Below are 23,608 nucleotides of genomic sequence, written 5' to 3' on the forward strand. Positions count from 1 at the left end.
CTCAGTGATGGTGCGTGACGGCCACGAGCACCTGATAGACCTCGTAGCCCGCGGCCACGAGCACCGGCAGGCCGAGCCCGACCAGCAGCCGGCCGGTGCGTGGCCCGCGCGCCGCGGGCACCCGCCTCGCCTGGGCGGGGACGAGCTGCGTCCCCGCCACGGGGCGCCGGCTCGGGCGCGGGCACCAGCTCCGGGTGCCGGCCTCCGATGAACCAGATCTCGACGTCGTGGCCGTGCTCGTCGGTTAAATGGTCACCCACGGTCAGGTTAGGAGCTTGCGCACCGGGCTGAGCAGCGGGGTCGCGTCGGGCACGGGCGGCTCGGCGGGCGGGATCAGCTCGGGATGCCGGGCGAGATAGCCGTCCGGGAACATGACGGCCTGCTGGCAGCCGCATCGCGGGCACACGGCGCCCGACGACGACGGCGGCGGCACGGGCACCCCGGCCCGCAGCCAGATCTCGCGCTCGGTGCCGTTGCGGGTGTCGACGAGCCTGACGAGATAGTCCTCTTCCCAGACGTGCCAGCATGTGCGGCACTCGAACGGAAGGCTCCTGCGCTCTTCTGTCATGAGGTCACCCCCTCACTCCGAGTGTCCGCCTCACTCCCCGCTGCCCGCAACCCGGGTCAGCGCACGAAGACGACGAAGACGAGCGCGCCGGCGACCACGGCGAGCGTGCCGAGCCAGGCCAGCAGCGCGTCCGGCCCGTTGTCCAGCGGCGTGCCGGCGTGCAGCGCCCGCTGTACGGCGCGGAAGCGCGTGCCGGTCCTGATGAGCAGGACCGCGCCGCAGAGCGCGGCCAGCGCGAAGCCGGCGACGGCCGGCAGGGGAAGGCCCGCGCGCGCCGCGAGCCCGGTGGCGCCCAGTCCGCCCGTGGCCAGGGCCACCGCGGTGCGCACCCAGGCCAGGCGGGTCCGCTCGCTCTGCAGCCCCCGGTCCCAGATCTCCGCTGACATGTCAGGCCGCCAGCAGGACGAGCACCAGGGCGAGCACCGCGACGGCCGCGACGCCGTAACCGAAGACGGCCGCCAGGGCGGGCGGCGGAAGGGGAGCCTGGTCACGCAGGGCACGCTGGATGTTGCGCCAGCGCGGGTAGGCCATGCCGGCGGCCAGCGCCGCGAGTGTCACGAGCACGACGGCCAGCGCGGTGCGCAGCCAGGGCACGAAGATGTCGGCCGGCACCGCCGCCATGGCCACGCCACCCGCGCTGAGCGCCAGGGCGGTGCTCAGCCAGGTGAGGAACGTACGTTCGTTGGCAAGGGTGAAACGCGGGTCGGGCTCCATGGGAAAACGGTAGTTCGCACCTATTCTCCCTAGAGATATCGGGATTAGCTTCCGGTGCAGGCCTGCGCGACCTTCTCCACGTACGCGGCCGTGTCGGCGCCCACCTTCTGAGCGGCGTCCACCGCGTCGTTGGCGTTCTGGACGTTGATGCCGGACAGGGTGGCGGCCAGGTCGTCGGAAGCTTCCTTGATCGTGGTGTTGGCGGCCTTGTCGGCGACGTCGCCCAGCTTGGCGGCCGTGTCGTCGAGCGCTTTCTCCATGGCTTGTGGATCGTTGACCAGGCTGCTCAGCTGGGCGGTCAGGTCGGCGATGATCTTCGGCGCTTCCAGGCACGCCTGAGCCCTGTCGATCGTGTTGTTGACCTCACCGCATCCGGCGGCGAACAGGATGACAGGGAAGGCGGCGAGGGGCACGAACCGTCTATAGAGGCGACGCATGACTCGACCCTACCCAACGACCCCTGCCCCAGACGCGCTTACAGCTTGGCGAAGCAGGGCCCGTCGAAGGTGTGGGCCTCGGCGGTGGGGCCGGTGAAGAAGTCCTTGACCTCGGTGACGCCAGTGGGCGCCTGGTCGTCCAGTTTGTTGACGAGCGTCTGGCGGAACGTCGCGGCGTTGGGATCGTCGGCGAAGTTGCCCGCCTCGGGCGGCAGCATGCCCTCGTAGTCGACGGTCTTGAGCGTCTTGACCGCCGCCAGCAGGCCCTTGCGGCTGATGTCGCCCCCGGCGACCATCGCGTCCAGCGCCGCCTTCATCGGATACGCCCACGCCCAGCCGGAGGTGTAGCCGTCGTTCGGCGTCACGCCCGGCAGCGCGTCGCGCATGGCCTGGTGTCCCGGCGTGTCCGCGCCCCACGGCTTGCCCGGCGCCGACTGCTCGTACAGCGCCTTGAGCGCGGGCGCGGCCGGGGACTTGAGCAGGGCCGGGTTCCAGGTCGGGCCGGTGCCGATGAACCGCCCCTTGTAGCCCGCGGCGGCGGCCTGGCCGACGATGGTGGCCGCGTCCGCCGGACCGGTGGTGAGGATGACCAGGTCAGGCTTCTTACCGGTGATCTCGGTGATCGCGCGTCCCTGCTCGGTGGCGCCCGAAGGGGTCTCGACGGCGGTGAACTCCAGCCCGTGCTTCTCCGCCGCGATCTTGGCGCCCGCCGCGGCGTCGGCGCCGTAGTCGCCCGCCAGGTGAACGGCCATCACGGACTCGGGCTTGTAGGCCTCCATCGCGTAGTCGACGGAGTTCATCGCCTCGACGCAGTAGTTGGCGCCGGTCTCGATCACCACGTCCTCGAACTCCCACGCCGAGGTCCAGGACGCCGGGGCGGAGACGATGCTCCCGGCCTTGAGGTCGCCGATGATGGCTGCGGTGGTGGGCGAGCCGAGAGTCTGCGCCAGGCCCAGGACCTTGTCCTTGATCTCGTTGTAGACCTGCCGGTGCACCTCCGGGTTGTACTTGTTGTCGCGGACGTAGGCGGTGACGTCCACCTCGTACTTGCCGCCGATGCCGCCCGCCTTGTTGACCCGTGCCCAGAACGCCTTCTGTGCCTCGGTGATGGGCACGGCCAGCGCCGCGAACGGGCCGGCGGTCAGGTCGGAGATGGAGCCGAGGTAGATGCACCCCTTGTTCCTGTCGACGGCGGACGGACAGGGCTCGGCGGTGACACCTGTGGTCGAGGCGGCCTTGCTGCCCTCGTCGTCCCCCCGGAAGACGCCGCACGCGGACAGAAGGGCCACTACCGCGGTGATCGCCACCACATAGCGACTCTTCATGAAAAATCCTTTCTTAGTACGAGAAAGGCCAGGACTTCCAGTAGTTCTGTGCGCGAATCCACAGGCCGAACAGGCCACGCGGCTCGAAGACCAGGAACAGCACGATCAGCAGGCCGTAGAGCACGGTCTCGACCTGGAACACGTTGGGCGTCTGGGTGGTGTCACCGCTGATGACGGGCACCAGTGCGGGCAGCGCCCTGGTCAGGGGCTGCAGCAGCGAGATGAACAGCGCACCGGCGATCGCCCCCGACACGGTGGCGACGCCGCCGATCAGGACCATCGCGATGAACTGCACCGACAGCAGCAGGCTGAACGAGCTGGGCTCCACGTATCCGGAGATCGTGTAGAGCAGCCCGCCCGCGCAGCCCGCGTAGAACGACGAGATGCCGAACGCCAGCACCTTGTACCGGGCGAGCGGCACCCCGATGACCGCGGCCGCGATGTCGCGGTCGCGGATCGCCGCGAAGGCCCGGCCGACGCGCGAGCGGGCGAGGTTGCGCGCGGCGACGGCGAAGACGATGAGCAGCACCAGCATGAGCAGGTAGAGCTGCTGCTCCCGGGTGCCGAGCGCGCCGTCCTGGTCCAGGCGGGTGCCGAAGAGCTGCGGGACCGCGGCCTCGCGTCCGACCCCGAAGCCTCCGGTGAGCTCCTTCCACTCTTTGAAGACGTGCTCGCCGAGGAAGACCAGACCGAGCGTGACGATGGCCAGGTAGAGCCCGCGCAGCCGGGTGGCCAGCGGCGCCACGAGCACGCCGGCCGCCGCCGCGGCGAGCCCGGCGGCGGGCAGCCAGATCCAGATCTCGGCCAGGCCGTACCCGAGGTTGTCGCCGCCGGGCGGCCCGGACAGGGCCGCGGCGGTGTAGGCGCCGATCGCGACGAAGAACGCGTGCCCCAGCGACACCTGCCCGGCGTAGCCGGTGACGATGTTCAGCCCGATCGCCCCGATGGCCAGCACGTACGCCCCGGCCAGCACTTCCAGGGAGGAGTCGGCGACCACCACGGACAGCGCGAACGCCAGCAGCACGAGCAGGCCCGTCCACACGCGTTTGGCCCGGGTGTCGAGCAGCGCCATGTCCTGGGCGTAGGAGGTGTAGAGGAGTGGCCGCCCGCGTACGCGGCGTGGCCGGCCGGCCGGTATGCCGGTGGTCGTCTGGGTCACACCCGCTCGACCTCCCTCGTGCCGAACAGCCCGTACGGCCTGACCAGCAGGACGAGCAGCATCACCACGTACGGCGAGACGACGGCGAAGTTCTGCCCGAGCCACGGCGCGAAGTCGCCCTGGTAGGACTGGAACAGCGACTCGACCACGCCGATGACCAGCCCGCCCACGACCGCGCCGCCGAGCGAGTCGAGCCCGCCCACGATGATCGCGGGCAGCGCCTTCAGCGCGACGACCCAGGTCATCTGCTCGATCCCCTGCCCGGTGCCGACGAACATGCCGGCGATGGCCGCCAGGAACCCGGCCAGCGCCCACGACAGCGCGAACACCGCGCCGACCGAGACGCCCTGGGCGAGTGCGGTCTCCTGGTCGACGGCCGCGGCCCGCATGGCCAGGCCGTACCTGGTGTGGCGGAAGAACGCGAACAGCAGCGCGACCAGCACCGCGGTCGTCAGCAGCATGGCCAGCCAGCGCTGCTGCACCACCAGCGGACCGAGCGTGACCTGCCCGAATCCCCACGGGTCGCCCACCTGGCGCACGTCCCTGCCGATGAAACCGTTGACCACCACCCGCACGACCACGTCGATGCCGAGCGTGATGATGGCCACCACGAACACCGGCCGGCCGACCATGGGCCTGATCGCGACCCGCTCGATGCCGAGCGCCACCCCGGCGATGAGCAGCGCCGACAGCAGCACCGCGAGGTAGAAGCCGGTCACCTCGGCCAGATGGCTGACGGCCACGGCCCCGGCCAGCATGAGCGCGGGCTGCGCGAAGCTGATCACCCGGGTGGCCTTGTAGATGATCACGAAACCGAGCGCGAGCAGCGCGTAGACCGAGCCGTTGCCCAGCCCTCTGATGATCGACTCGAGCGCTCCTGTCACCGGGCGTACATCCCTTCCACCAGGTCCTCGAACAGCTTGGCGATGGCGGCGCGCTTGACCTTCTGGGTGGCGGTCAGCTCGCCGTCCTCGTGGTCGAGCTCCTTGGGCAGGAACGCGAACCGCTTGACCTGCTCGACCCGGGCGAAGCGGGTGTTGACCTCGTCCACGATGCGCTGGACCAGCTCGCGGGTCTCCGGTCTGTCCGACAGGTCGCGGTAGGTGGTGTAGGACAGGCCGCGGCGCCGCGCCCACTCCCCCACCGTGTCCAGCTCGATGCCGATCAGCGCGACGAGATGCGGACGCTGGTCGCCGACGACGACGGCCTCCTTCAGGTACGGCGAGGCCTTCAGGGCGTTCTCGATCTCGCTGGGCGCGACGTTCTTGCCGCCGGCGGTGATGATGATGTCCTTCATCCGGTCGGTGATCCGCACGTGGCCGCCGTCGACCAGCTCGCCCACGTCTCCGGTGTGCAGCCAGCCGTCCGCCTCCAGCACGTCGGCGGTGGCGCGCGGGTTGCGCCAGTAGCCGGCGAAGGTGCCGGGGTGCCTGGTCAGGATCTCGCCGGTGGTCTCGTCGATCCTCAGCTCGACCCCCGGGTGCGGCTCGCCGACCGTGCCGAGCCGCACCCGGCCCGGGCGGTTGGCCGTGGCGATGGCGGTGTTCTCGCTCATGCCGTACACCTCGTGCATCGGGATGCCGATCCCCATGTAGAACTTGAGCACGGCCGGCGCGATGGGCGCGGCGCCGGAGGCGGCGTAGCGGACGCGGCGCATGCCGAGCCGCTCGCGCAGCGAGCGGTAGCAGAACACCCAGCCGACCGCGTACGTCAGGCGGGTGCCCAGCGTGTGCCTGCCGCCGGTGCGCACCAGCGTGTCGCCGAGGCGGTCGGCGACGCGCAGCCAGAGCCGGCCCGCCGCCCGCTTGACCGGCGAGGCCGACTCGAGCCTGATGTCGACCTGTGCCAGGACCTTCTCCCAGATGCGGGGCACCCCGAACAGGATGGTCGGCTGTACCTCGCGCAGGTTGGCCTGGACGGTGTCGATGGACTCGGCGAAGTTCACCTGCACGCCGGCGGCGGCGTTGAACCAGACGGTGAAGGCGCGCTCGGCGACATGGCAGAGCGGCAGGTAGGACAGCGTCTGGTCGCGGGGCGACGGAGGCGGCGAGGCGAAGCCGCCGCCCAGGACGAGCGTCTCGACGGCGAACTCGACGTTGCCCACGGTGAGCATCACGCCCTTGGGCGGCCCGGTGGTGCCGGAGGTGTAGATGAGGGTCATCACGTCGCCGGGGGCCGCTTCGGCCATCCGGCCGGTGACGGCGCCGGGATGCTCGGCGCGGTGGGCGGCGCCCAGCTCCAGCAGCTCGGGCCAGGGCATCAGGCGCGGATCGGGGTAGCGGCCGCGGATGCCGCGCGGCTCCAGATAGATCACGTGCCGCAGGTCCGGGCAGTCGTCGATGACCGCGAGGGCCTTGTCGGCCTGCTCCTGGTCCTCGGCGATGAGGATCTTGGCGCCGGAGTCGGCCAGCAGGTAGGCGACCTCGGCGGTCGGGTTGGTCGGGTAGAGGCCGACGGTGATGCCCCTGACGGCGACCGTGCCGAGGTCGCAGTAGAGCCATTCCGGCCGGTTCTCGGAGTGCACGGCGACCCGGTCGCCGGGCTCGACGCCGAGCGCGAGCAGCGCGTGCGCGACGAGCTCCACCCGCTCCCAGTAGGCGGCCCAGGTGACCTCCTGCCAGATGCCGAGGTCCTTGTGCCGCATCGCCACCGCCTCGGGAGTCTCTCGGGCGCGGTCGCGGACCCTCGTCACGATGGTGACGCTCATGCGGTCCCTCCCAGGTAGGCCTCGATGACCGCGGGGTCGCGCTGCACCTCGGCCGGCGTGCCGAGCGCCACCGGGCGGCCGAAGTCCAGCACCAGCACCCGGTCGGCCAGGTCCATGACCAGCCCCATGTCGTGATCGACGAGCAGCACCGGGATGCCCAGCTCGTCGCGGATGTCGAGCACGTACCTGGCCATGTCCTCGGTCTCCTCCAGGTTCATCCCGGCGACCGGCTCGTCGAGCAGCAGCAGCCTGGGCTCCATGGCCAGCGCCCTGCCGAGCTCGACCCGTTTCTGGATCCCGTACGGCAGCAGCCGCACGGGATGGCGGCGCCAGGCCTCCAGTTCGAGGAAGTCGATGATGTCCTCCACCCTGGCGCGGGCGGCCAGCTCCTCGCGCCGCGCCCTGCCGTACCACAGCAGCGCGGCCGCCGCGCCGTAGCGGAAGTGGTGGTGGCGGCCGAGCATGAGGTTGTCCAGGACGGTCAGGTTGTGGAACAGCTCGACGTTCTGGAAGGTCCTGGCCAGGCCCATCGCGGCGATCTCGTGCGGCCGGCGGGTGAGCAGGTCCTCGCCGAGGAAGCGGACCCGGCCGCGCTCGGGCCGGTAGACGCCGGACAGGATGTTGAAGACGGAGGTCTTGCCCGCTCCGTTGGGGCCGATGAGGGCGAGCAGCTCGGCCTGGCCGACGTCGAAGGAGACGCCGGCGACGGCCCTGACGCCGGCGAAGCTCAGGTGCACGTCCTCGAAGGTCAGGATGGCCTGGCTCACGACAGCCACCGCTTCCTGCGCTTGTAGTGCTTGATGTCGCGGAAGGATCGGACGGCCCCGAGGTAGAACTCCTTGATGTCCTCGTCGGCCAGCAGCTCGGCGGACGGCTTGTCCATCACGATCTTGCCGGTCTCCATGACGTAGCCGTGGTCTGCGATGGACAGGGCCATGGTGGCGTTCTGCTCCACGAGCAGGACCGTGGTGCCCTGGTTGTTGATCTCGACGATGAGGTCGCGGATCTGGGCCACCAGCGTGGGGGCGAGGCCCAGGCTGGGCTCGTCCAGCAGGAGGTAGCGGGGCCCGGCCATGAGGGCGCGGCCGACCGCCAGCATCTGCTGCTCGCCGCCGGACAGGTAGCCGGACACGTTCCTGCGCCGCTCCCGCAGCAGGGGGAACAGGTCGTAGACGCGGTCCAGGTGGGAGGTGCGGGCGGTGTGGCCGCCGACCCGGAGGTTCTCCTCCACGGTCAGCTCGGCCAGGATGCGGCGGCCCTCCATCACCTGGCTGATGCCGCGCCGTACGATCTGGGCGGGTTTGAGGTGGTGGATCGGCTCGCCTTCGAGCAGGACCGAGCCCTTCGTGATCTCGCCGTCGTGCACGTCCAGCAGCCCGGACAGGGCGCGGAGCAGGGTGGTCTTGCCGGCGCCGTTAGCGCCGAGCAGGGCCACGATCGAGCCAGGGGGGACGGTGAGGCTCACGCCGCGCAGCACGAGCATCACGTCGTCGTAGACGACCTCGAGGTTGCGAACCTCAAGCACGCGGGGCTCCTCAGATTGTGGTCTATGTCACCCCCGATGACCACAATGTCCACTGTCCCTCGACCCCCATCAAGAGGGCGAGCCAAAATAGGCGTGGCGAGAAGTTCTAGGATTGATCCATGACTATCTGTGAGCATCTTGCGAAAGCCGACGATCCTCAGGCGCGGACCCCCGAGGGCTGCGAGGAGTGCCTCGCCGCCGGCGGCAGATGGGTGCACCTGCGACGCTGCCTGGCGTGCGGGCACATCGGGTGCTGCGACTCCTCGCCCAGCAAGCACGCGACCAAGCACTTCCACGCCACCAGCCATCCGGTGGTGCAGTCGTTCGAGCCCAACGAGGCCTGGCGGTGGTGCTTCGTCGACAGCCAGATGGGCTAGCGCTCCAGCATGGCCTCCTCGAAGTCGAGCTGGGCCATCATCTCGCGCAACACCTCGTCGTCCAGCCTGCGCTCGTCGCGTAGCCGGACGAACACCTGCCGCTCGGCCTGGAGCATGTCGCGGCGCAGCCTGCTGTAGAGGCTGCTGGGCGTCTCCGCGCCGTCCTGCCCGGTGCCGCCGCCCAGCCTTTCCCAGGCCGTCAGCGAGCGGCGCCAGGACTTCTCCTTGAGCTGCTCGATGACCTGCCTGCGGATCTCGTCCGACTCGCCGTCCTGACTGGCGAGCCGCTCCAGCTCCGCCAGCCCGGCCTCCAGCGCGGCCTGCTGAGCGGAGGCCTCGGCCAGCTTGTCCTCGTAGCGTTCCTGCTCGCTCGACACCCCGAGCCTCCTGATCAGGGCCGGGAACGTCAGGCCCTGCACGAGCAGGGTGGCGATCACCGTGGTGAACGTGAGGAACAGCAGCATCTCCCTGTCGGGGATGTCGGGGATGATGAACGCCGCGGCCAGCGAGACCACGCCGCGCATGCCCGCCCAGGAGACGACGACCAGTTGCTGCGGCGGGGGCACCACATGGCTCCTGTTGAACAGGCGTGGCATGTAGCTGGCGGCGAACACCCACACGAAGCGCACGCCGACGGTCACCAGGAAGACCACCACGGCGTAGAGGACGACCTCCCACGGTTTGTAGCCGACGATGCCGCCGACCACCGTGACGAGTTGCAGGCCGATCAGCGCGAAGACGATCGTCTCCAGGAAGAAGTCGCTGACCTTCCACACCGAGTCCGACACCAGCCGGGTGCCGAACCCGCGCAGGTGCATCTGGTTGCCCAGGTAGAGGCCGACGATCACCACCGAGATCACCCCGGAGGCGTGCACCGACTCAGCCGCGAGGTAGGCGGCGAACGGGATCAGCAGCATCAGCGTGTTCTCGACCAGCGAGTCGCGGGTGTGGCGGAACAGCCAGGCGAAGGCGAAGGCCAGCGCCAGCCCGATGGCCACGCCGCCGGCCGCCGCGACCAGGAACTCCCTGGCGCCTTCCCACAGATCGATCGAGCCGCCCACTGCCGCACCGATGGCCACCCGGTAGGCCGTCAGCGCGGTGGCGTCGTTGAACAGGCTCTCGCCGATCAGGATCGTCAGCGTCCGGCGCGGCAGCCCGAGTTTCCTGCCGACGGCGACGGCCGCCACCGCGTCGGGCGGCGCGATGATCGCCCCGAGCGCGAACGCCGCCGCCAGCGGCAGGTTGGGCAGCATCAGATGCACGACCAGCCCCACCACGGCGGTGGTGAAGAGCACCAGGCCGACCGACAGCAGCGCCACGGGCCGCCTGACGTCGCGCAGCCTCAGGTAGGAGCTGTCGAAGGCGGCCGAGTAGAGCAGCGGCGGCAGGAACACGAAGAGCACCAGCTCCGGATCCAGCGCCACCGGCGGCATCAGCGGCGACACCAGCAGTCCCGCGGCCACCAGCAGCAACGGGGCGGGCCAGTCCTTGCGCCGCGCCACCGCCGCGACCGCGATCGCGCCACCGGCGAGCAGCAACATTTGCAGGCCCGTAGTCGGATTCACCCGCGCTCCTCCACTCGTGCCGGGGAACCAGGCGGCTCCACGATGCGGCAAGTGTAGGAAACGCGGGCGATCTACGCCTAATGCCCGGAGATCACCACTCCCGGCGGTCGCTCCGATCGTCGTACTGCTGCTCGGGGCGCAGCCGCTCACCGGTGGAGAACATCGGGTCCCCCACGTACGGGCGGGTCATGTCGGGCTCTGACCGGTGGTACGGCTCGGCCTGCTGGCCCAGCGCGAGCAGCGGGTCGACCGGGTTGGGCGGGGTGCGGCCGTCCGCCGCGCCGTAGCGCTCCTGGCCGTACGTCGCGCTCTGCCCGTAGCCGGCGTCCTGGCCGGCGAAGGAGTCACGGAAGGGGTCATGGCGCCGGCCCGCTCCAGGGATGCCGTGCATCGGGGTGCCGAGCCCGGCCGCGGCCTGCCCGCCGGTCTGCGGGGGCGGCTGCTGCCCGTAGTGGTCCTGCCCGCCGTAGGAGTCACCCTGCCTGGACGGGTACGGCTCCGCCTGGCGGGCGGGGTAGGTCTCGGCGGGCTGGTAGGAGTCCGCGGGCTGGTAGGTCTCGGCGGGCTGGTAGCCGTCGGCAGCCGGGTACGGGTCGGGGGCCGGGTACGGGTCGGGGGCCGGGTACGGGTCGGCGGCCGGGTACGGGTCGGGGGCCTGCGAGGGGAAGCCGAGCGGGTCGGTCGCCAGAGGCGCCTGCCGCCGCCTGTCGCCGGGCATCTGGTAGACGGGCTCGCCCGTGCTCGCGCGCTGCTCCTCGGCGTACTGAGGTCCGGTGAACGGCGCGCCGGCGGGCTGCTGGACATAGTGCGGACCCGAGAGCGGGTCGCTGTAGCCGCTGTCGACGTACTGCGGCCCCGTGAAGGGCTCCGCGGGGCTCGGGTCGGCGTACTGGCCGCCGCCGTAGCGGTCGCCGCCGCCCTGGTCGGCGTACTGAGGACCGGAGAACGGCTGCCGCTGCGCCGCGGCCGTCCCGCGCGGCGGGGTCGTCTCGCTGTAGGAGGCCACCAGCTTGTCCTGGCGGGCCGGGGCGCCCCTGGCCACCAGGACGTCGTTGGGCGCCAGCGCGGCCGTGGGCCGCTCGTCGGGCGGCGGCTGCAGCGGATTCGGCGGCCGCTGATACTGGCCGGTGCCGGGGAAGACCTCGGTGCCGGGCTCTGGGGCGGGCACGACGGGCTGCTCGCCGGTGGCCTCGGCGAACCCCTCGTCGAGGGTGTCGAGCAACCGGCCGACATCGTCCATCGGCATGCGGAAGCTCGCGGTGCACATCTCTCCCCGCCACAGGCTGAGCACCAGGGTGCCCTCGTGCCAGGTGACCCGGAGGCACCGCTCCTGACCTCGGGCATCGAAGAAGACTTCGCCGAACGACGGCAACGGGACAACTTCCGACATGGCAGACATACTGCTTTAACCAGCCTTTATCCGTCCACTCAACCCCGGAAAACCCTACTTAATCGGACTTCCCATCCCCACCTATGACCCCCCTGGCCCCATACGCAAGATCGCTTGACCAGTTGGAGTTCCGATCGCCAGTGTGCCATGCGATCCGGCGGAGGGGTCCGGGAACGCCGGGATGCGTATGGACGATCACTCGGCGTTCGGCGCGGCGACCCCGGAATGCGGGTAGCGTTTACTGCCGTGCCGGACTCCCATCTCCCGACCGCGGACTCACTGCTCAGCATCGCCGTCGACGCTCTCGGAGGGAGCGAACGGCAGGGCCAGATCACCATGGTGAAGGCCGTCCAGCAGGCCATCGACGATGAGGAGCATCTGGCGGTCCAGGCGGGCACGGGCACCGGCAAGTCGCTGGCCTATCTCGTGCCGTCGATCCGGCACGCCATGGACACCGACACCCCCGTCGTGGTGTCGACGGCCACGATCGCGCTGCAGCGCCAGCTCGTCGACCGCGACCTGCCGAGGCTCTCCGAGGCGCTCGGCAAGGAGCTGCCGCACGAGCCGACCTTCGCCATCCTCAAGGGCCGCCGCAACTACCTGTGCCGCTACAAGGCGACCGCCGGCTGGCCCGAGGAGGACGAGCAGGACCAGCTCTTCGACCCGCGCGAGGTCAGCGCGACCGGGCGGATGGTGCAGCGCATCCAGGAGTGGGCGGAGGAGACCGAGACCGGCGACCGCGACGAGCTGGTGCCCGGCGTCTCCGAGCCGGCCTGGCGGCAGTTCTCGGTGAGCGCCCAGGAGTGCCTGGGCGCCAGCCGCTGCCCGAGCGGCCCGGAGTGCTTCGCCGAGCTGGCCAGGGCACGGGCCGGCGAGGTCGACGTGGTCGTCACCAACCACGCGCTGCTGGCGATCGACGCGATGGGTGATCTGCCGATCCTGCCCGAGCACGAGGTCGTGGTCGTCGACGAGGCGCACGAGCTCGTCGACCGGGTGACCTCGGTGGTGACCGGCGAGCTGTCGGAGAGCTCCGTCTCGCTCGCCGTGCGGCGCGTCGGCCGCCTGATCGACCAGCCCGTCGCCGACCAGCTCATGGAGGCCGGCGAGGACCTCAAGGCGCTGCTGGCCGCGGCCCCGCCCGGACGCGTCGACGAGCTGCCGGAGGTCCTCGGCCTGACGCTCGCGCTGGTGCGCGACAGCGCGGCCCGCTGCCTGACCGCGCTCGGGCCGCGTGGCGGCGACAAGGACGATCCCGACAAGGCGGGCCAGCGCAAGGCCGCGTTCACCGCCTTGGACGAGGTGCACGACACCGCGGTGCGCATGCTGGAGGCCTTCGGCCACGCCTCCGAGACCGACCGGTCCGAGGTCGTCTGGCTGGAGGGCGCCACCGACCGGCGCCCGCCGATGCTGCGCGTCGCCCCGCTCAACGTGGGCGGCATGCTGCGCGACAAGCTCTTCGGCGACCGCACCGTGGTCCTCACCTCGGCCACGCTGGCGCTCGGCGGCACGTTCGACGGCATGGCGCGGCAGTGGGGCCTCGGCGACAAGGGCTGGCAGGGCATGGACGTCGGCTCCCCCTTCGACCACCCGCGCGCCGGCATCCTCTACGTCGCCAAGCACCTTCCCCAGCCGGGCCGCGACGGCCTCCCGGAGGCCTACCTCGACGAGATCGCCGAGCTGATCGAGGCGGCCGGCGGCCGCACCCTCGGCCTGTTCTCCTCCATGCGGGCCGCCAAGGCCGCCACCGAGGCTCTGCGCGACCGCCTCAAGGTGCCCCTGCTCTGCCAGGGCGACGACTCCACCATGCTGCTGGTCAAGCAGTTCGCCGAGGACGACGAGACCTGCCTGTTCGGCACCCTGTCCCTCTGGCAGGGCGTGGACGTCCCCGGCCCCTCGCTGCGCCTGGTCATCATCGACCGCGTGCCCTTCCCCCGGCCCGACGACCCGCTCACCTCGGCGAGGCAGCGCCACGTGGCGGCCAAGGGCGGCAACGGGTTCATGACCGTGGCCGCCACCCACGCCGCCCTCCTCCTCGCCCAGGGCACCGGCCGTCTCCTGCGCTCCCAGGACGACAAGGGCGTCATCGCGGTCCTGGACCCCAGGCTGGCCACCGCCCGCTACAGCGGCTTCCTGCTGGGCTCCCTGCCGCCGTTCTGGCGCACCACCGACCCGGCCATCCCCCGCGCCGCGCTCAAACGGCTCGCTTCCGAGTCGTGAAACCCTCTCCCCGTGCGCGCTGACGACTTCGCCCTCTCCTACGACACGGCCAAGGGGGGACCGGCCGCCTGCATCCCGCGGGGCGTGGGCCCCAGGAGGGTGGCCGCGCGCCGTGACGGCGCCTGCCTCACCGGCTGAGGGGTGAGGTCGGGACCTTCCGCCCGGCCCCGTGTTCGGACGAGAGCCGTGGACGCGTGCGCCCACCCGCTCTCATGCCGGGCGGGTGGTCAGGAGTCCCAGTGGGAGAGCTCGGGGCGCTTGGGGGTCAGCCCGTCTCCTGAGGAGATGCCGCGGAGGCGGCGGCTCATCCAGGGCACCAGGTGCTCGCGCATCCACTGGGCGTCCTCGCGGCGCCTGGCGCGGGGGTCGACGGTCCTGTCCGGCCACACCTTGTGCCAGTCGTCGAACGGCACGCCCAGGACGTCGAGGACCCTGGCGGCCACCAGACGGTGACCGTCGGCGTTCATGTGAAGGCGATCCTCGCTCCAGGCGCGCCAGTCGCGCAGGCCCTGCATCGACCACTGGTCCACCAGGCGGCATCCGTACAGGTCGGCGATGGAGCGTACGTGCAGGTAGAAGGTCGCGAAGCGGCCGCGCAGCCGGCGCATCAACGGCATGTCGCGCGGGTCGACGCCGGTGAAGAGCAGCACGTCGGCGCCGCTGGAGCGCAGCTCGCGGACGGCCGCGGCCAGCGTCTTCGCCATCACGTCCGGGTCGGTGCCGGGACGCAGCAGGTCGTTGCCGCCGGCGCAGAGGCTGACCAGGTCGGGAGCCATCTGGGCGGCGAGCGGGACCTGCTCGGCGACGATCTGGTCGAGCAGCTTGCCGCGCACCGCGAGGTTGGCGTAGCGGAACGACGAGTCGTCCAGTGCGAGCCGTTCTGCGACCCGGTCGGCCCAGCCTCGGTAGTGGCCGTTGGTGCCGGGGTCGTTGAGACCTTCGGTGAAACTGTCACCGAGGGCCACGAAGGAGCCGTAATGCCTCATGACCTGCTGTTCATCTCCGCGTTCGGGTGCTGCGGCGTGGGCCACGACTGTAGTGGGTAACCCGCGCCGGCGCCCGCCGCCACCCCGACGGCGCGCGCCAACTCTTCGCGCGATCTCGACTCGAGACCGCGGCTCATCCGGTTACCGCCCGGTAGGCGGCTTCGAGGAGCTCCTCGGACGGGTCCTCCAGGCGGCCGGGCCTGGCAAGGCCGTCGAGGACGACGAAGCGCTGCTTGGCGCCCCGGTTCTTCTTGTCCAGGCGCATGTGGTCGCGCAGCTGCGACCAGGCCGACGGGTGGTAGGTGGTGGGCAGGCCGACCGCGGTCAGGATGGATCGGGTGCGGTCGACGAGGTCGGCCCCGACGCGGCCGTCGAGCCTGGACAGCTCCGCGGCGAACACCATGCCGATGGCGACGGCCTCGCCGTGGCGCATCTGGTAGCTCTCGGCCCGCTCGATGGCGTGGGCGAGCGTGTGGCCGTAGTTGAGGATCTCGCGCAGCCCCGCCTCGCGCAGGTCGGCGCCGACGACGTCGGCCTTGACCTGGATCTTGCGCTCGACGAGCTCCCGGGTGTGCCTGCCGTCGGGCCTGGTGGCGGCGTCGGGATCCTCCTCGATGAGCGTGAGGATCGTCGGGTCGGCGATGAAGCCGCCCTTGATGATCTCGGCGAGCCCGGCGACGTAGTCGGCGCGCGGCATGCTGGACAGCGTCGCCAGGTCGCACAGCACTCCGGCCGGGGGCAGGAAGGTGCCGACGAGGTTCTTGCCCTCGGGGGTGTCGATGCCGTTCTTGCCGCCGACGGCCGCGTCGACCATGGCGAGCAGCGTGGTGGGGACGAGCACGACCTGGACGCCGCGCAGCCAGGTGGCGGCGATGAAGCCGGCCAGGTCGGTGGTCGCTCCCCCGCCGACGCCGACGACGGCGTCGGAGCGGGTCACGCCGTAGCGGCCGAGCGCCGACCAGAGCTGCGCGGCCACCTCGACGGTCTTGGCCTGCTCGCCGTCGGGCACCGGCAGCGCCACCACGTCGTGGCCGGCGTCGGACAGGGCGGCGCAGATCGGGCGGGAGATCTCCGGCAGGCTCGCCGGGTGGATCACGGCGACGGTGCGCACGCCGGGCTTGAGCAGACCGGGCAGCTCGCCGAGCACGCCGGTGCCGACCACGACCTCGTAGGGGCTGTCGCCGCGCACGGCGATCCTCGTCGCGGTCACGCGCCCAGCCCCTTGACGATCTCGTCGGCCAGCTCTGCGGCCTCCCGCTTGTCGGTCACGATCGTGAGGACGGCCAGCCGCTCGTAGATGGGCCGCCGCTCCTCCATCAGCTTCTTCAGCTGGCTGCGCGGGTTGAGCACGAGCAGTGGCCTGGCGGAGTTGAGGCCGACCCTGGCGACCGCGTCGGCCAGGCCCACCTGCAGGTAGACGACGGTGTGGCCGGCGAGCAGGGCCTGCGTCTCCTCGTGCAGCACGGCGCCGCCGCCGAGCGACAGGACGCCGTCGTGCTCGCGCAGCGCCTGCCGCACGGCCGCGAGCTCCAGCTCGCGGAACCTGGCCTCGCCGTCCTCGATGAAGATGTCGCCGACGGGCTTGCCCGCGACGGCCTCCACGTCGGCGTCGGTGTCACGGAAGGTGACGCCGAGCCGCCCGGCGAGCAGGCGGCCGAGAGTGGTCTTGCCGGACCCGGGCGGGCCGATCAGGACGGCGACAGGCATCGGTCCGTCGGTCATTTGATCACCATCGATGAGAGGTAGCCGGACAGGTTACGGGCGACTTCCTCGACGGAGTCGCCACCGAACTTCTCGAGCGCCGCGTCGGCCAGCACCAGCGCGACCATGGCCTCGGCGACGACGCCGGCCGCCGGGACGGCGCACACGTCGGAGCGCTCGTGGTGTGCCTTGGCCGCCTCGCCGGTCTTGACGTCGATGGTGGCCAGTGCCCTGGGCACGGTCGAGATGGGCTTCATCGCGGCGGAGACGCGCAGGATCTCGCCGTTGGTCATGCCGCCCTCGACGCCGCCCGCTCGGTTGGTGATGCGCTTGACGCCGTCCTCGCTGGTGTACTCGATCTCGTCGTGGGCGCGCGAGCCGGGCCGGTGCGCGGTCTCGAAACCGTCGCCGACCGCCACGCCCTTGATCGCCTGGATGCCCATGAGGGCGCCGGCGAGGCGGGAGTCGAGGCGGCGGTCCCAGTGCGTGTAGCTGCCGAGGCCGGGCGGCAGGCCGAAGGCGAGCACCTCGACGACGCCGCCCAGCGTGTCACCGTCCTTGTGGGCCCGGTCGATCACCTCGACCATGGCGGCGCTGCCCGCGGCGTCGGCGCATCTGACGGGGTCGGCGTCGATCCTGGCCAGGTCGCCGGGCCCGGGCAGGTCCTCGGTGGGGGTACGGGCGCCGCCGATGGCGGTGACGTGGCTGACGATGTCGACGCCGAGCGCCTGCTTGAGGAAGCGCCTGGCGACCTCGCCGAGCGCGACGCGGGCGGCCGTCTCGCGGGCGCTGGCCCGGTCGAGCACCTGGCGGGCGTCGTCGAACCCGTATTTCTGCATCCCGGCCAGGTCCGCGTGGCCGGGGCGGGGGCGCGAGCGCGGGGCGTTGCGGGCCAGGCCCTCCAGCTCCTCCGGGTCGACCGGGTCGGCCGCCATGACCTTCTCCCACTTGGGCCACTCGGTGTTGCCGATGCGGACGGCGACCGGGCTGCCCATGGTGCGGCCGTGGCGGACTCCGCCGGAGATGGTGACCTGGTCCTGCTCGAACTTCATCCGGGCGCCGCGCCCATAGCCGAGGCGGCGACGGCGCAGGGCCTCGTCGATGGCGGCCGTGGTCACCTGGACCCCGGCGGGCAGGCCCTCGAGGATGGCAACGAGCTCGGGGCCGTGGGACTCTCCGGCGGTCAACCAGCGCAACATGCCTACAAGTCTTCCACGTGCGGCCTAGTGCGATGTCCGGCCGTTCACCTGCCGAGACAGAGCGCCGTGAGCGCGCCGAGCAGCATGAACGGCCCGAACGGGAACTGGCTGTGGCGCGTGCCCCGACGGGTGACCAGCAGGAGGACGGCGTAGAGGGCGCCGAGCAGCTGCCCGCCGAGCGCGGCGACGGTCCATGCCTGCCAGCTCAGCGCCGCGGCCGCCATGCCGATCAGCCCGGCGAGCTTGACGTCGCCGAGGCCCAGGTCGGCGGGCCTGACAAGCCAGAGCACGCCGTAGAGCGCGGCCAGGGCGAGCCCGCCGAGCAGCGCCCTGGGCAGCTCTCCGGTGGATAGCAGGGTGAGCGCGAGTATCGGGTACGACGGCAGGGTGATCACGTCGGGCAGGCGGGTGGTGCGCCAGTCGATGGCGGCCAGCGCGGTGCCGGCCAGCGCGAAGTACACGTACGGCAGACCCGCGCGCCACGCGACGAGCACGGTGACGGCGGCGGTGGCCAGCTCGAAGGCCGGCGGCCAGGCCGGGACGGGCACCGTGCGCAGGACGGAGCGGAGGGCGGCGCGGGCCTCGGCCCGCGTGTCGGCGGGGTCGGGGCCGAACGCGCCGGCCAGGGTCCTGACATAGCGGCCGGCGACGAGGCCGAGGACCGCCAGCAGTGCTAGCACGGGGCAGACTCTACGTGCGGCCCGGATGTGGCGCTATTGCGGCGACATACGCGCCCGACAGACACTTTCCGCGTGACCCGGGATAAATAGGCAAGGATTGCCGTTGTCATCGCGACGTTCGTGCTGGTTCCCGTGCTGCTGGAGATCCTGGCCTGGTACATCGAAGGCGAGGAGTACAGCGTCTCGCGCGCGCCGGCCATGGACCGCGTGCACCTGGCGCTGGTCTTCGAACGCTCGCTTGACGGGTTCGTCGCCGTGGTCGCCCCGGCGATCGTCACCGTCAACCTCGTCCACGCCCTGGCCAACAGGGCCGTCAACGCCTGGGAGCCGACGGTCAGGTGAGCCTTCTGGAGAACCAGCGCCGCTTCCTGACGGGCTCCATCCGGGCGACGGTGACGCCGGAGAGCCGATCGAGGTCGCCCGACTCGATCGCCGCCAGCGCCCGCAGCACCTCGCTCTCGATGACGAACGGCACCGGCCCGGCCACGTCCACCACCACGGCCGCCGCCTGCTCGGCGACGGCCGCCTGGCACACCTGCAGCGCGGTCGCCTGGATGGGCCGCGCGTCGGGACGCCACCTGGTCAGCGCGTCGGTGCCGGTGAAGGCGAGCACAGCCTGCCTGCCGTCCTGGCCGACGAGCTTGGGCAGCGCCATCTCGCTCTCCTTCTCCTGCCGCAGCCCGTGCGCGCCCACCTCGGACTCGGTCAGCATGGCCACGACGGGGACGAGCAGCCGGGCGCCGCTGAGCGCGCCGAGCACCTGGTCCGGGCCGGCCGTCCCGTCCTGGTAGGCGGCGAGCGCGGCGGTCACGGCGGGGGCGGCACCGCCGTCGTCGGCGGGGTCGAGAGGCTGGGGAATGCTCGGCACAACGCCCGAGACTACCCGCGCCCCACCCCGCCCCCTGTCACGGGCCGGAAGTGACGTCTGGATCCACGAGCCGGTGAGCCGTCCGCCGCTAGGTGAGGTCGTCCAGTTTCTTGCCTGATTCCCTCAGTGCCTGCTCCATCGCCGCGCGACCGGGTGTCCTGGGCTCCTCGACGGGCTCCTGGTCGTCGGCGTTCGCGTCCAGCAGGGGCTCGGTGTCGGTCTTGGGCCGGTTCTCGTCGGGCGTGCTCATCGTACGGCATCCTTCCTGGTCAGGGCTGTGATGACGTCCTTTACCCGACACTAACCGGGCAAACCACGCCTTGCCCGCGCCATTTGCCAGGGTGGTCGTGCCGTAGGTGACACCGGGCCGGAGAGGGGGCGCGTGATGACGACCGCGGCCGAGCGGGAGCAGCCCACACGACGGCGGATCGCGCTGCCCGGCGCGCTCCTGGGAGTGGGCCTCGGCGGGTTCGCCGACGGCGTCGTGCTGCACCAGATCCTGCGATGGCACCACGTGCTGTCCGGCGCCGGTCCCGCCACCGTCAACGCCGCGTCCGTGCCGCGGATGAACACGGTGTGGGACGGGCTCTTCCACGCGCTCGCCTGGCTGGCCACGCTGATCGGGCTGGGCCTGCTCTACTCGCGCGTCACCCGCTCGCGCGAGCGGCTGTGGTCCTCGCGGTCGCTGTGGGGCTGGATGCTCATCGGCTGGGGGCTGTTCACCCTGGTGGAGTGCGCCGTCGGCCGCCAGGTGCCCGGCATCCACCATGTGCGTACGGGGCCGGACCAGCTGTGGTGGGACGCGGGCTTCCTGCTGTTGGGCACCCTGCTGGTCGCCGGGGGGTGGCTGCTGCGACGTGGCGGTGCCGAGGCCGAACCGTGCCGCGAGCCATGACGCACGGGCACGGCGCCCACCCGGTGACGATGGCGGTCCTGGTGGCCGTCGCCCTGGTCGCCGCCGGCTACCTGGTGCTGGCCCTGCGGGAGCGGCGAGGGGCCAGAGGGTGGGGGCTCGGCCGGATCGCGGCGTTCCTGGCCGGCTGCGCCCTGCTGGTGGCCGCCCTGACGGGGCCGGTGGCGGCACTGGCCGCGACGGACTTCCGCGGGCACATGCTGCAGTACCTGCTCATCGGCATGCTGGCGCCGCTGGGCCTGGCGCTCGGGGCGCCGATCACGCTGCTGCTGCGCACGCTGCCTCCCGCCCATGGCCGGCGCATCACCGCGCTGCTGCGCCTGCGCGTCCTGCAGGTGCTGTCGAGCCCGGGCATGGCGCTGGTCTTCACCGTGGGCTCGCTGGTGCTGCTCTACTGCACGCCGCTGTACGGAGTGCTCGCCGGCAATCCGCTGTTGCACGTGCACGTGCTGCTGGCCGGTTACCTGTTCGCGTACGTGATCGCGGGCCCGGATCCGGCCCCGCACCGCCCGTCGGTGCCGACGCGGCTGGTCGTGCTGGGCGTGTTCGTCGCGGTGCACCTGACGCTGTCGCAGCTCATGTACGCGGGCGCCGGCCTGTACGTGCCCGCGCCCCCCGAGCAGCTGCATGGCGCGGGCGAGATCATGCGCTACGGCGGCAACGTGGCCGAGCTGCTCCTCGTGCTGGCCCTGGTCATCGGCTGGCGGCCGTCATCCGGGCGCCGGGCCGTCCACCGGGGGTAGGGCGGTCACGGTCTCCTCGTGACCGGCACCGGTGGCTCTGAGCAGGTCGACGACGATCGACCGCAGCTGGGCCACGATCACGCCGGCTGAGAAGCCGACCCGCTCGGGCCGCTGCCGGGTGGCCACGGCCAGCAGGGCCTGCCTGGCGAGGACGGGCTCCCGGCCGGCCCCCAGTTCGAGCTGGAGCAGCAGTGCCGCCTCCGACACCTCGCGCAGCGAGTCGGCCAGCGACGGCGGCGGCGGGTGTTCCTCCCCCAGCGCGGCCAGGGTGCGGCGGGCCAGCACCCGGGCGTTCCTGAGCGCGTGGTCCACCGGCTCGGCCGCCGTCTCGTACCTGGCCAGCCTGGCGCGGCGGTGCCAGTGCATCGGGGAGATCATGATGATCTCCTTGCTGGTCTCCAGCGCCCGCGCGAACTCCTCGACCGCGGACTGGGTGCCGCGCGCCTCCTCCAGGGCCGCGGCGGCCAGGTCGGCGTCGCGCTTCTCGATCGCCTCGGCGGCCTGCTCCAGCGCCGTGGACAGGGCGTCGAGCACTCCCGAGGCGTGCTTGGCGGCGAGCGTGAGCGGGCTGGCGGGCATCAGCGCCACCGCCGCGAGGCCCACGACGCCTCCGGTGAGCGCGTCGAGCATCCGGTCGAGCCCGCCCGAGTCGTCGCCCGGCAGCACCGCCACGACCAGCACGGCCGACGAGGCGACCTGCGCCACGAACAGCGCCCCGCTGTCCAGCAGCACGGCGGTGATCATCGCCAGCCCCACGACCAGGGCGATCTGCCAGGCGCCCGAGCCGATCCGGGTGACCAGGAGGTCGCCGACGCCGACGCCGACGCTGACGCCCACCACCAGCTCGGCCACCCGGCGCAGCCGCTGACCGAGGCCGATGCCGACACTGATGAGCACCGCGATCGGCGCGAAGAAGGGGCGCGCGTGGCCGAGCAGCTGCGTGGCGATCAGCCACGCCACCCCGGAGCCCACGGCGCACTGCGCGATCGAGGGAGCCACCAGCCCGAACGTCCCCAACCGCTCCCGCATGTGATCGCCGAGCTTCGTTCCCACACTTCCCACCTTGGCGGATCTTTATGACATTACGGTCACACCATCCATAGAGGACATACCGTCCGGTACTGCCATCTACCACGTTCAAGACCACTTCAATCGGAAACCACGTCGGCCTCCCGTACGAGATCGGGCCCTATTGTCTTGTCCGTGGAACCAAGGAGCCGTGAGGGCACGCGGCGGCGCATTCTCGACGCGGCTCGCCATCTGTTCGCCACCCACGGCTACGACGAGGTGACGATGCGGATGATCGCCGCGGAGGCGAGCGCCAACGTCGCGTTGATCAACCGCTACTTCGGCTCGAAACGGGAGCTGTTCGCCGAGGTGCTGGCGCTGCAGGGGCGCTTCCCCGGCGTGCTGGACGAGGGCGAGGAGCTGGCCGTGCGGCTGGCGGAGTACGTCGCCGACCGGCTCGGCGCCGAGTCCGACAGCCCGGTCCTGGCGACCCTGGCGCGTTCGGCGGCCAGCCCCGAGATCCGCGCCCTGACGCAGGACCGGATCAGGACCGCGATGCTGGAGCCGCTGACCGCCCGCCTCGGCGGCGCGGACGCCGAGCTGCGCGCCGCGATCGCCACGTCGATCGTCATCGGAGTCGGCCAGTTCCGCCAGATCTTCGGGCCTGTCACCCCGGCCACCCGCGAGCACGTGGTGGAGCGGCTGACCGCGGTGTTCCGCGCCTGCCTGGGCTAGTCGCGGGCTAGTCGCCCAGAAAGCCGTCCACCGCCTGCAGGAACGCCTTCCTGTCGGTGAGGTGGATCAGGTGCCCGACCTCGATGGTGACCAGCTTGGCCCCCGGGATGCGCTCGGCAAGGAGCTCGGCGCGGAACGGGCTCGCGCTCCCGCCCGACAGCACCAGGGTCGGCGCCGAGATGCCGGCCAGGCCCGCCGACCAGGCCGGGTCGGGGTGCAGGAACTGCCGCTCGGTGTCGTGCACCATCCGCCAGTCGAAGCCGGTGGAGCCGTCCTCCACGACGGGCGCGCGGTCCGGCATGGGGTCCGGCGTGACGGCGTCCTCCAGCACCAGCCGCTCGACGAGCTCGGGGTGCCTCATGGCCAGGTGGTAGGCGACCATGCCGCCCAGCGAGTGACCCACCAGCGTGGCCCGCTCGATGTCGAGCTGGACGAGGAGGGCGGCGATGTCGTCGGCCATGGCCGGGATCGGATACTCGCCCGGATAGCCGCTGGCGCCGTGGCCGCGCAGGTCGGGCGCGATCACGTGATGGCGGGCGGCGAAGTGCTGGGTGAAGCCGTTCCAGTCGTTGTGATCGGCGGTCCGGCCGTGCAGCAGCACCAGCGCCGGCGCGGCAGGATCCCCTTCCTCACGAAAGGTGAGCATGATCCCATTAACGACTGCTTTGCGAATCACACCGTGACCCTACTGCCGTGACCGCCCACGTTGGCACACATTGCCGGTGAAAGCTCGTTCGGAGCGTCAGTAGCGTGAAGCCGGGTATGCCGATCAAGGCCAGCCAGCAGGTGTG

The 23,608-nt window shown here is 71.5% G+C and carries 29 protein-coding genes; 7 read left to right on the forward strand and 22 right to left on the reverse strand.

Annotated elements, in window-relative coordinates; genetic code table 11:
* Position 1: 1 nt before the first annotated feature.
* The 11 genes from V5E28_RS07265 to V5E28_RS07315 all read right to left on the reverse strand — a co-directional run bounded on the left by V5E28_RS07265 (position 2) and on the right by V5E28_RS07315 (position 8,435).
* Positions 2 to 160, reverse strand: coding sequence for a hypothetical protein (locus V5E28_RS07265; protein WP_336205615.1), 159 nt, complete (start codon positions 158 to 160; stop codon positions 2 to 4).
* Between the two features lie 102 nt (positions 161 to 262).
* Entirely contained in the window at positions 263 to 568 is a 306-nt protein-coding gene (locus V5E28_RS07270) for a hypothetical protein (protein WP_336205616.1), read from the reverse strand.
* Positions 569 to 624: 56 nt separating this feature from the next.
* Positions 625 to 954 carry a DUF202 domain-containing protein gene (locus V5E28_RS07275; protein WP_336205617.1) on the reverse strand — a complete coding sequence of 110 codons (330 nt, stop codon included), beginning with the start codon at positions 952 to 954 and terminating at the stop codon, positions 625 to 627.
* Between the two features lies 1 nt (position 955).
* Complete coding sequence (locus V5E28_RS07280) at positions 956 to 1,282, reverse strand: YidH family protein (protein ID WP_336205618.1); 327 nt, start codon at positions 1,280 to 1,282, stop codon at positions 956 to 958.
* Between the two features lie 44 nt (positions 1,283 to 1,326).
* Complete coding sequence (locus V5E28_RS07285) at positions 1,327 to 1,719, reverse strand: hypothetical protein (RefSeq protein WP_336205619.1); 393 nt, start codon at positions 1,717 to 1,719, stop codon at positions 1,327 to 1,329.
* A 38-nt stretch (positions 1,720 to 1,757) separates the two neighbouring features.
* On the reverse strand, positions 1,758 to 3,044 hold the full coding sequence (locus tag V5E28_RS07290; protein WP_336205620.1) for an ABC transporter substrate-binding protein: 1,287 nt from the start codon (positions 3,042 to 3,044) through the stop codon (positions 1,758 to 1,760).
* Positions 3,045 to 3,057: 13 nt separating this feature from the next.
* Positions 3,058 to 4,203: a branched-chain amino acid ABC transporter permease gene (locus V5E28_RS07295; RefSeq protein WP_336205621.1), complete on the reverse strand. Its 1,146-nt coding sequence runs from the start codon at positions 4,201 to 4,203 to the stop codon at positions 3,058 to 3,060.
* A complete protein-coding gene (locus V5E28_RS07300; RefSeq protein ID WP_336205622.1) occupies positions 4,200 to 5,087 on the reverse strand; it encodes a branched-chain amino acid ABC transporter permease in 888 nt (295 codons plus the stop codon). The genes V5E28_RS07295 and V5E28_RS07300 overlap by 4 nt, the downstream gene beginning before the upstream one ends.
* Entirely contained in the window at positions 5,084 to 6,910 is a 1,827-nt protein-coding gene (locus V5E28_RS07305) for an AMP-dependent synthetase/ligase (RefSeq protein ID WP_336205623.1), read from the reverse strand. The genes V5E28_RS07300 and V5E28_RS07305 overlap by 4 nt, the downstream gene beginning before the upstream one ends.
* Complete coding sequence (locus V5E28_RS07310; RefSeq protein ID WP_336205624.1) at positions 6,907 to 7,677, reverse strand: ABC transporter ATP-binding protein; 771 nt, start codon at positions 7,675 to 7,677, stop codon at positions 6,907 to 6,909. The genes V5E28_RS07305 and V5E28_RS07310 overlap by 4 nt, the downstream gene beginning before the upstream one ends.
* A complete protein-coding gene (locus V5E28_RS07315; protein ID WP_336205625.1) occupies positions 7,674 to 8,435 on the reverse strand; it encodes an ABC transporter ATP-binding protein in 762 nt (253 codons plus the stop codon). Before V5E28_RS07315 ends, V5E28_RS07310 begins: the two co-directional genes overlap by 4 nt.
* 119 nt (positions 8,436 to 8,554) lie before the next feature.
* Here V5E28_RS07315 and V5E28_RS07320 point away from each other — a divergent pair, with 119 nt between their 5' ends.
* A complete protein-coding gene (locus tag V5E28_RS07320; protein ID WP_336205626.1) occupies positions 8,555 to 8,812 on the forward strand; it encodes a UBP-type zinc finger domain-containing protein in 258 nt (85 codons plus the stop codon).
* Here the strand turns inward: V5E28_RS07320 and V5E28_RS07325 are convergent.
* Positions 8,809 to 10,377, reverse strand: a complete 1,569-nt coding sequence (locus V5E28_RS07325) for a Na+/H+ antiporter (protein WP_336205627.1) — start codon at positions 10,375 to 10,377, stop codon at positions 8,809 to 8,811. The genes V5E28_RS07320 and V5E28_RS07325 overlap by 4 nt on opposite strands.
* 91 nt (positions 10,378 to 10,468) lie before the next feature.
* Positions 10,469 to 11,767, reverse strand: coding sequence for a hypothetical protein (locus V5E28_RS07330; protein WP_336205628.1), 1,299 nt, complete (start codon positions 11,765 to 11,767; stop codon positions 10,469 to 10,471).
* 225 nt (positions 11,768 to 11,992) lie between these two features.
* Here V5E28_RS07330 and V5E28_RS07335 point away from each other — a divergent pair, with 225 nt between their 5' ends.
* Positions 11,993 to 13,984, forward strand: coding sequence for an ATP-dependent DNA helicase (locus V5E28_RS07335; protein WP_442945784.1), 1,992 nt, complete (start codon positions 11,993 to 11,995; stop codon positions 13,982 to 13,984).
* 12 nt (positions 13,985 to 13,996) lie between these two features.
* On the forward strand, positions 13,997 to 14,122 hold the full coding sequence (locus V5E28_RS07340) for a hypothetical protein (RefSeq protein WP_336205630.1): 126 nt from the start codon (positions 13,997 to 13,999) through the stop codon (positions 14,120 to 14,122).
* Between the two features lie 89 nt (positions 14,123 to 14,211).
* On the opposite strand, the gene V5E28_RS07345 is transcribed toward V5E28_RS07340, so the two are convergent.
* The 5 genes from V5E28_RS07345 to V5E28_RS07365 form a co-directional block, all read right to left on the reverse strand.
* Positions 14,212 to 14,970: an SGNH/GDSL hydrolase family protein gene (locus V5E28_RS07345; protein ID WP_336205631.1), complete on the reverse strand. Its 759-nt coding sequence runs from the start codon at positions 14,968 to 14,970 to the stop codon at positions 14,212 to 14,214.
* 133 nt (positions 14,971 to 15,103) lie between these two features.
* Positions 15,104 to 16,180, reverse strand: coding sequence for a 3-dehydroquinate synthase (aroB, locus tag V5E28_RS07350; protein WP_336205632.1), 1,077 nt, complete (start codon positions 16,178 to 16,180; stop codon positions 15,104 to 15,106).
* Positions 16,177 to 16,692, reverse strand: a complete 516-nt coding sequence (locus V5E28_RS07355; RefSeq protein WP_336205633.1) for a shikimate kinase — start codon at positions 16,690 to 16,692, stop codon at positions 16,177 to 16,179. The genes aroB and V5E28_RS07355 overlap by 4 nt, the downstream gene beginning before the upstream one ends.
* Positions 16,689 to 17,870, reverse strand: a complete 1,182-nt coding sequence (gene aroC / locus V5E28_RS07360) for a chorismate synthase (protein ID WP_336205634.1) — start codon at positions 17,868 to 17,870, stop codon at positions 16,689 to 16,691. The genes V5E28_RS07355 and aroC overlap by 4 nt, the downstream gene beginning before the upstream one ends.
* Positions 17,871 to 17,914: 44 nt before the next feature.
* On the reverse strand, positions 17,915 to 18,550 hold the full coding sequence (locus V5E28_RS07365) for a prepilin peptidase (RefSeq protein ID WP_336205635.1): 636 nt from the start codon (positions 18,548 to 18,550) through the stop codon (positions 17,915 to 17,917).
* Between the two features lie 120 nt (positions 18,551 to 18,670).
* On the opposite strand from V5E28_RS07365, the gene V5E28_RS07370 reads away from it, so the two are divergent.
* Positions 18,671 to 18,892: a hypothetical protein gene (locus V5E28_RS07370; RefSeq protein ID WP_336205636.1), complete on the forward strand. Its 222-nt coding sequence runs from the start codon at positions 18,671 to 18,673 to the stop codon at positions 18,890 to 18,892.
* On the opposite strand, the gene V5E28_RS07375 is transcribed toward V5E28_RS07370, so the two are convergent.
* Both V5E28_RS07375 and V5E28_RS07380 read right to left on the reverse strand, forming a co-directional pair.
* On the reverse strand, positions 18,885 to 19,418 hold the full coding sequence (locus tag V5E28_RS07375) for an SseB family protein (protein ID WP_336205637.1): 534 nt from the start codon (positions 19,416 to 19,418) through the stop codon (positions 18,885 to 18,887). The genes V5E28_RS07370 and V5E28_RS07375 overlap by 8 nt on opposite strands.
* Before the next feature lie 88 nt (positions 19,419 to 19,506).
* Entirely contained in the window at positions 19,507 to 19,668 is a 162-nt protein-coding gene (locus tag V5E28_RS07380; RefSeq protein WP_336205638.1) for a hypothetical protein, read from the reverse strand.
* A gap of 135 nt (positions 19,669 to 19,803) precedes the next feature.
* On the opposite strand from V5E28_RS07380, the gene V5E28_RS07385 reads away from it, so the two are divergent.
* On the forward strand, positions 19,804 to 20,313 hold the full coding sequence (locus V5E28_RS07385; protein WP_336205639.1) for a DUF2243 domain-containing protein: 510 nt from the start codon (positions 19,804 to 19,806) through the stop codon (positions 20,311 to 20,313).
* Positions 20,310 to 21,074 (forward strand): cytochrome c oxidase assembly protein, encoded by a 765-nt coding sequence (locus V5E28_RS07390; RefSeq protein WP_336205640.1) that lies wholly within the window; start codon positions 20,310 to 20,312, stop codon positions 21,072 to 21,074. The genes V5E28_RS07385 and V5E28_RS07390 overlap by 4 nt, the downstream gene beginning before the upstream one ends.
* Here the strand turns inward: V5E28_RS07390 and V5E28_RS07395 are convergent.
* Entirely contained in the window at positions 21,042 to 22,127 is a 1,086-nt protein-coding gene (locus V5E28_RS07395) for an FUSC family protein (RefSeq protein WP_336205641.1), read from the reverse strand. The genes V5E28_RS07390 and V5E28_RS07395 overlap by 33 nt on opposite strands.
* Before the next feature lie 150 nt (positions 22,128 to 22,277).
* Here V5E28_RS07395 and V5E28_RS07400 point away from each other — a divergent pair, with 150 nt between their 5' ends.
* The gene (locus tag V5E28_RS07400; protein WP_336205642.1) at positions 22,278 to 22,817 is read left to right on the forward strand and encodes a TetR/AcrR family transcriptional regulator; all 540 of its coding nucleotides are present in this window, start codon (positions 22,278 to 22,280) and stop codon (positions 22,815 to 22,817) included.
* Positions 22,818 to 22,824: 7 nt separating this feature from the next.
* Here the strand turns inward: V5E28_RS07400 and V5E28_RS07405 are convergent, their stop codons facing one another.
* Entirely contained in the window at positions 22,825 to 23,463 is a 639-nt protein-coding gene (locus V5E28_RS07405; protein WP_336205643.1) for an alpha/beta fold hydrolase, read from the reverse strand.
* Positions 23,464 to 23,608 lie beyond the last annotated feature (145 nt).

This window comes from Nonomuraea sp. LPB2021202275-12-8, from assembly GCF_037044575.1.
Taxonomy (GTDB): domain Bacteria; phylum Actinomycetota; class Actinomycetes; order Streptosporangiales; family Streptosporangiaceae; genus Nonomuraea.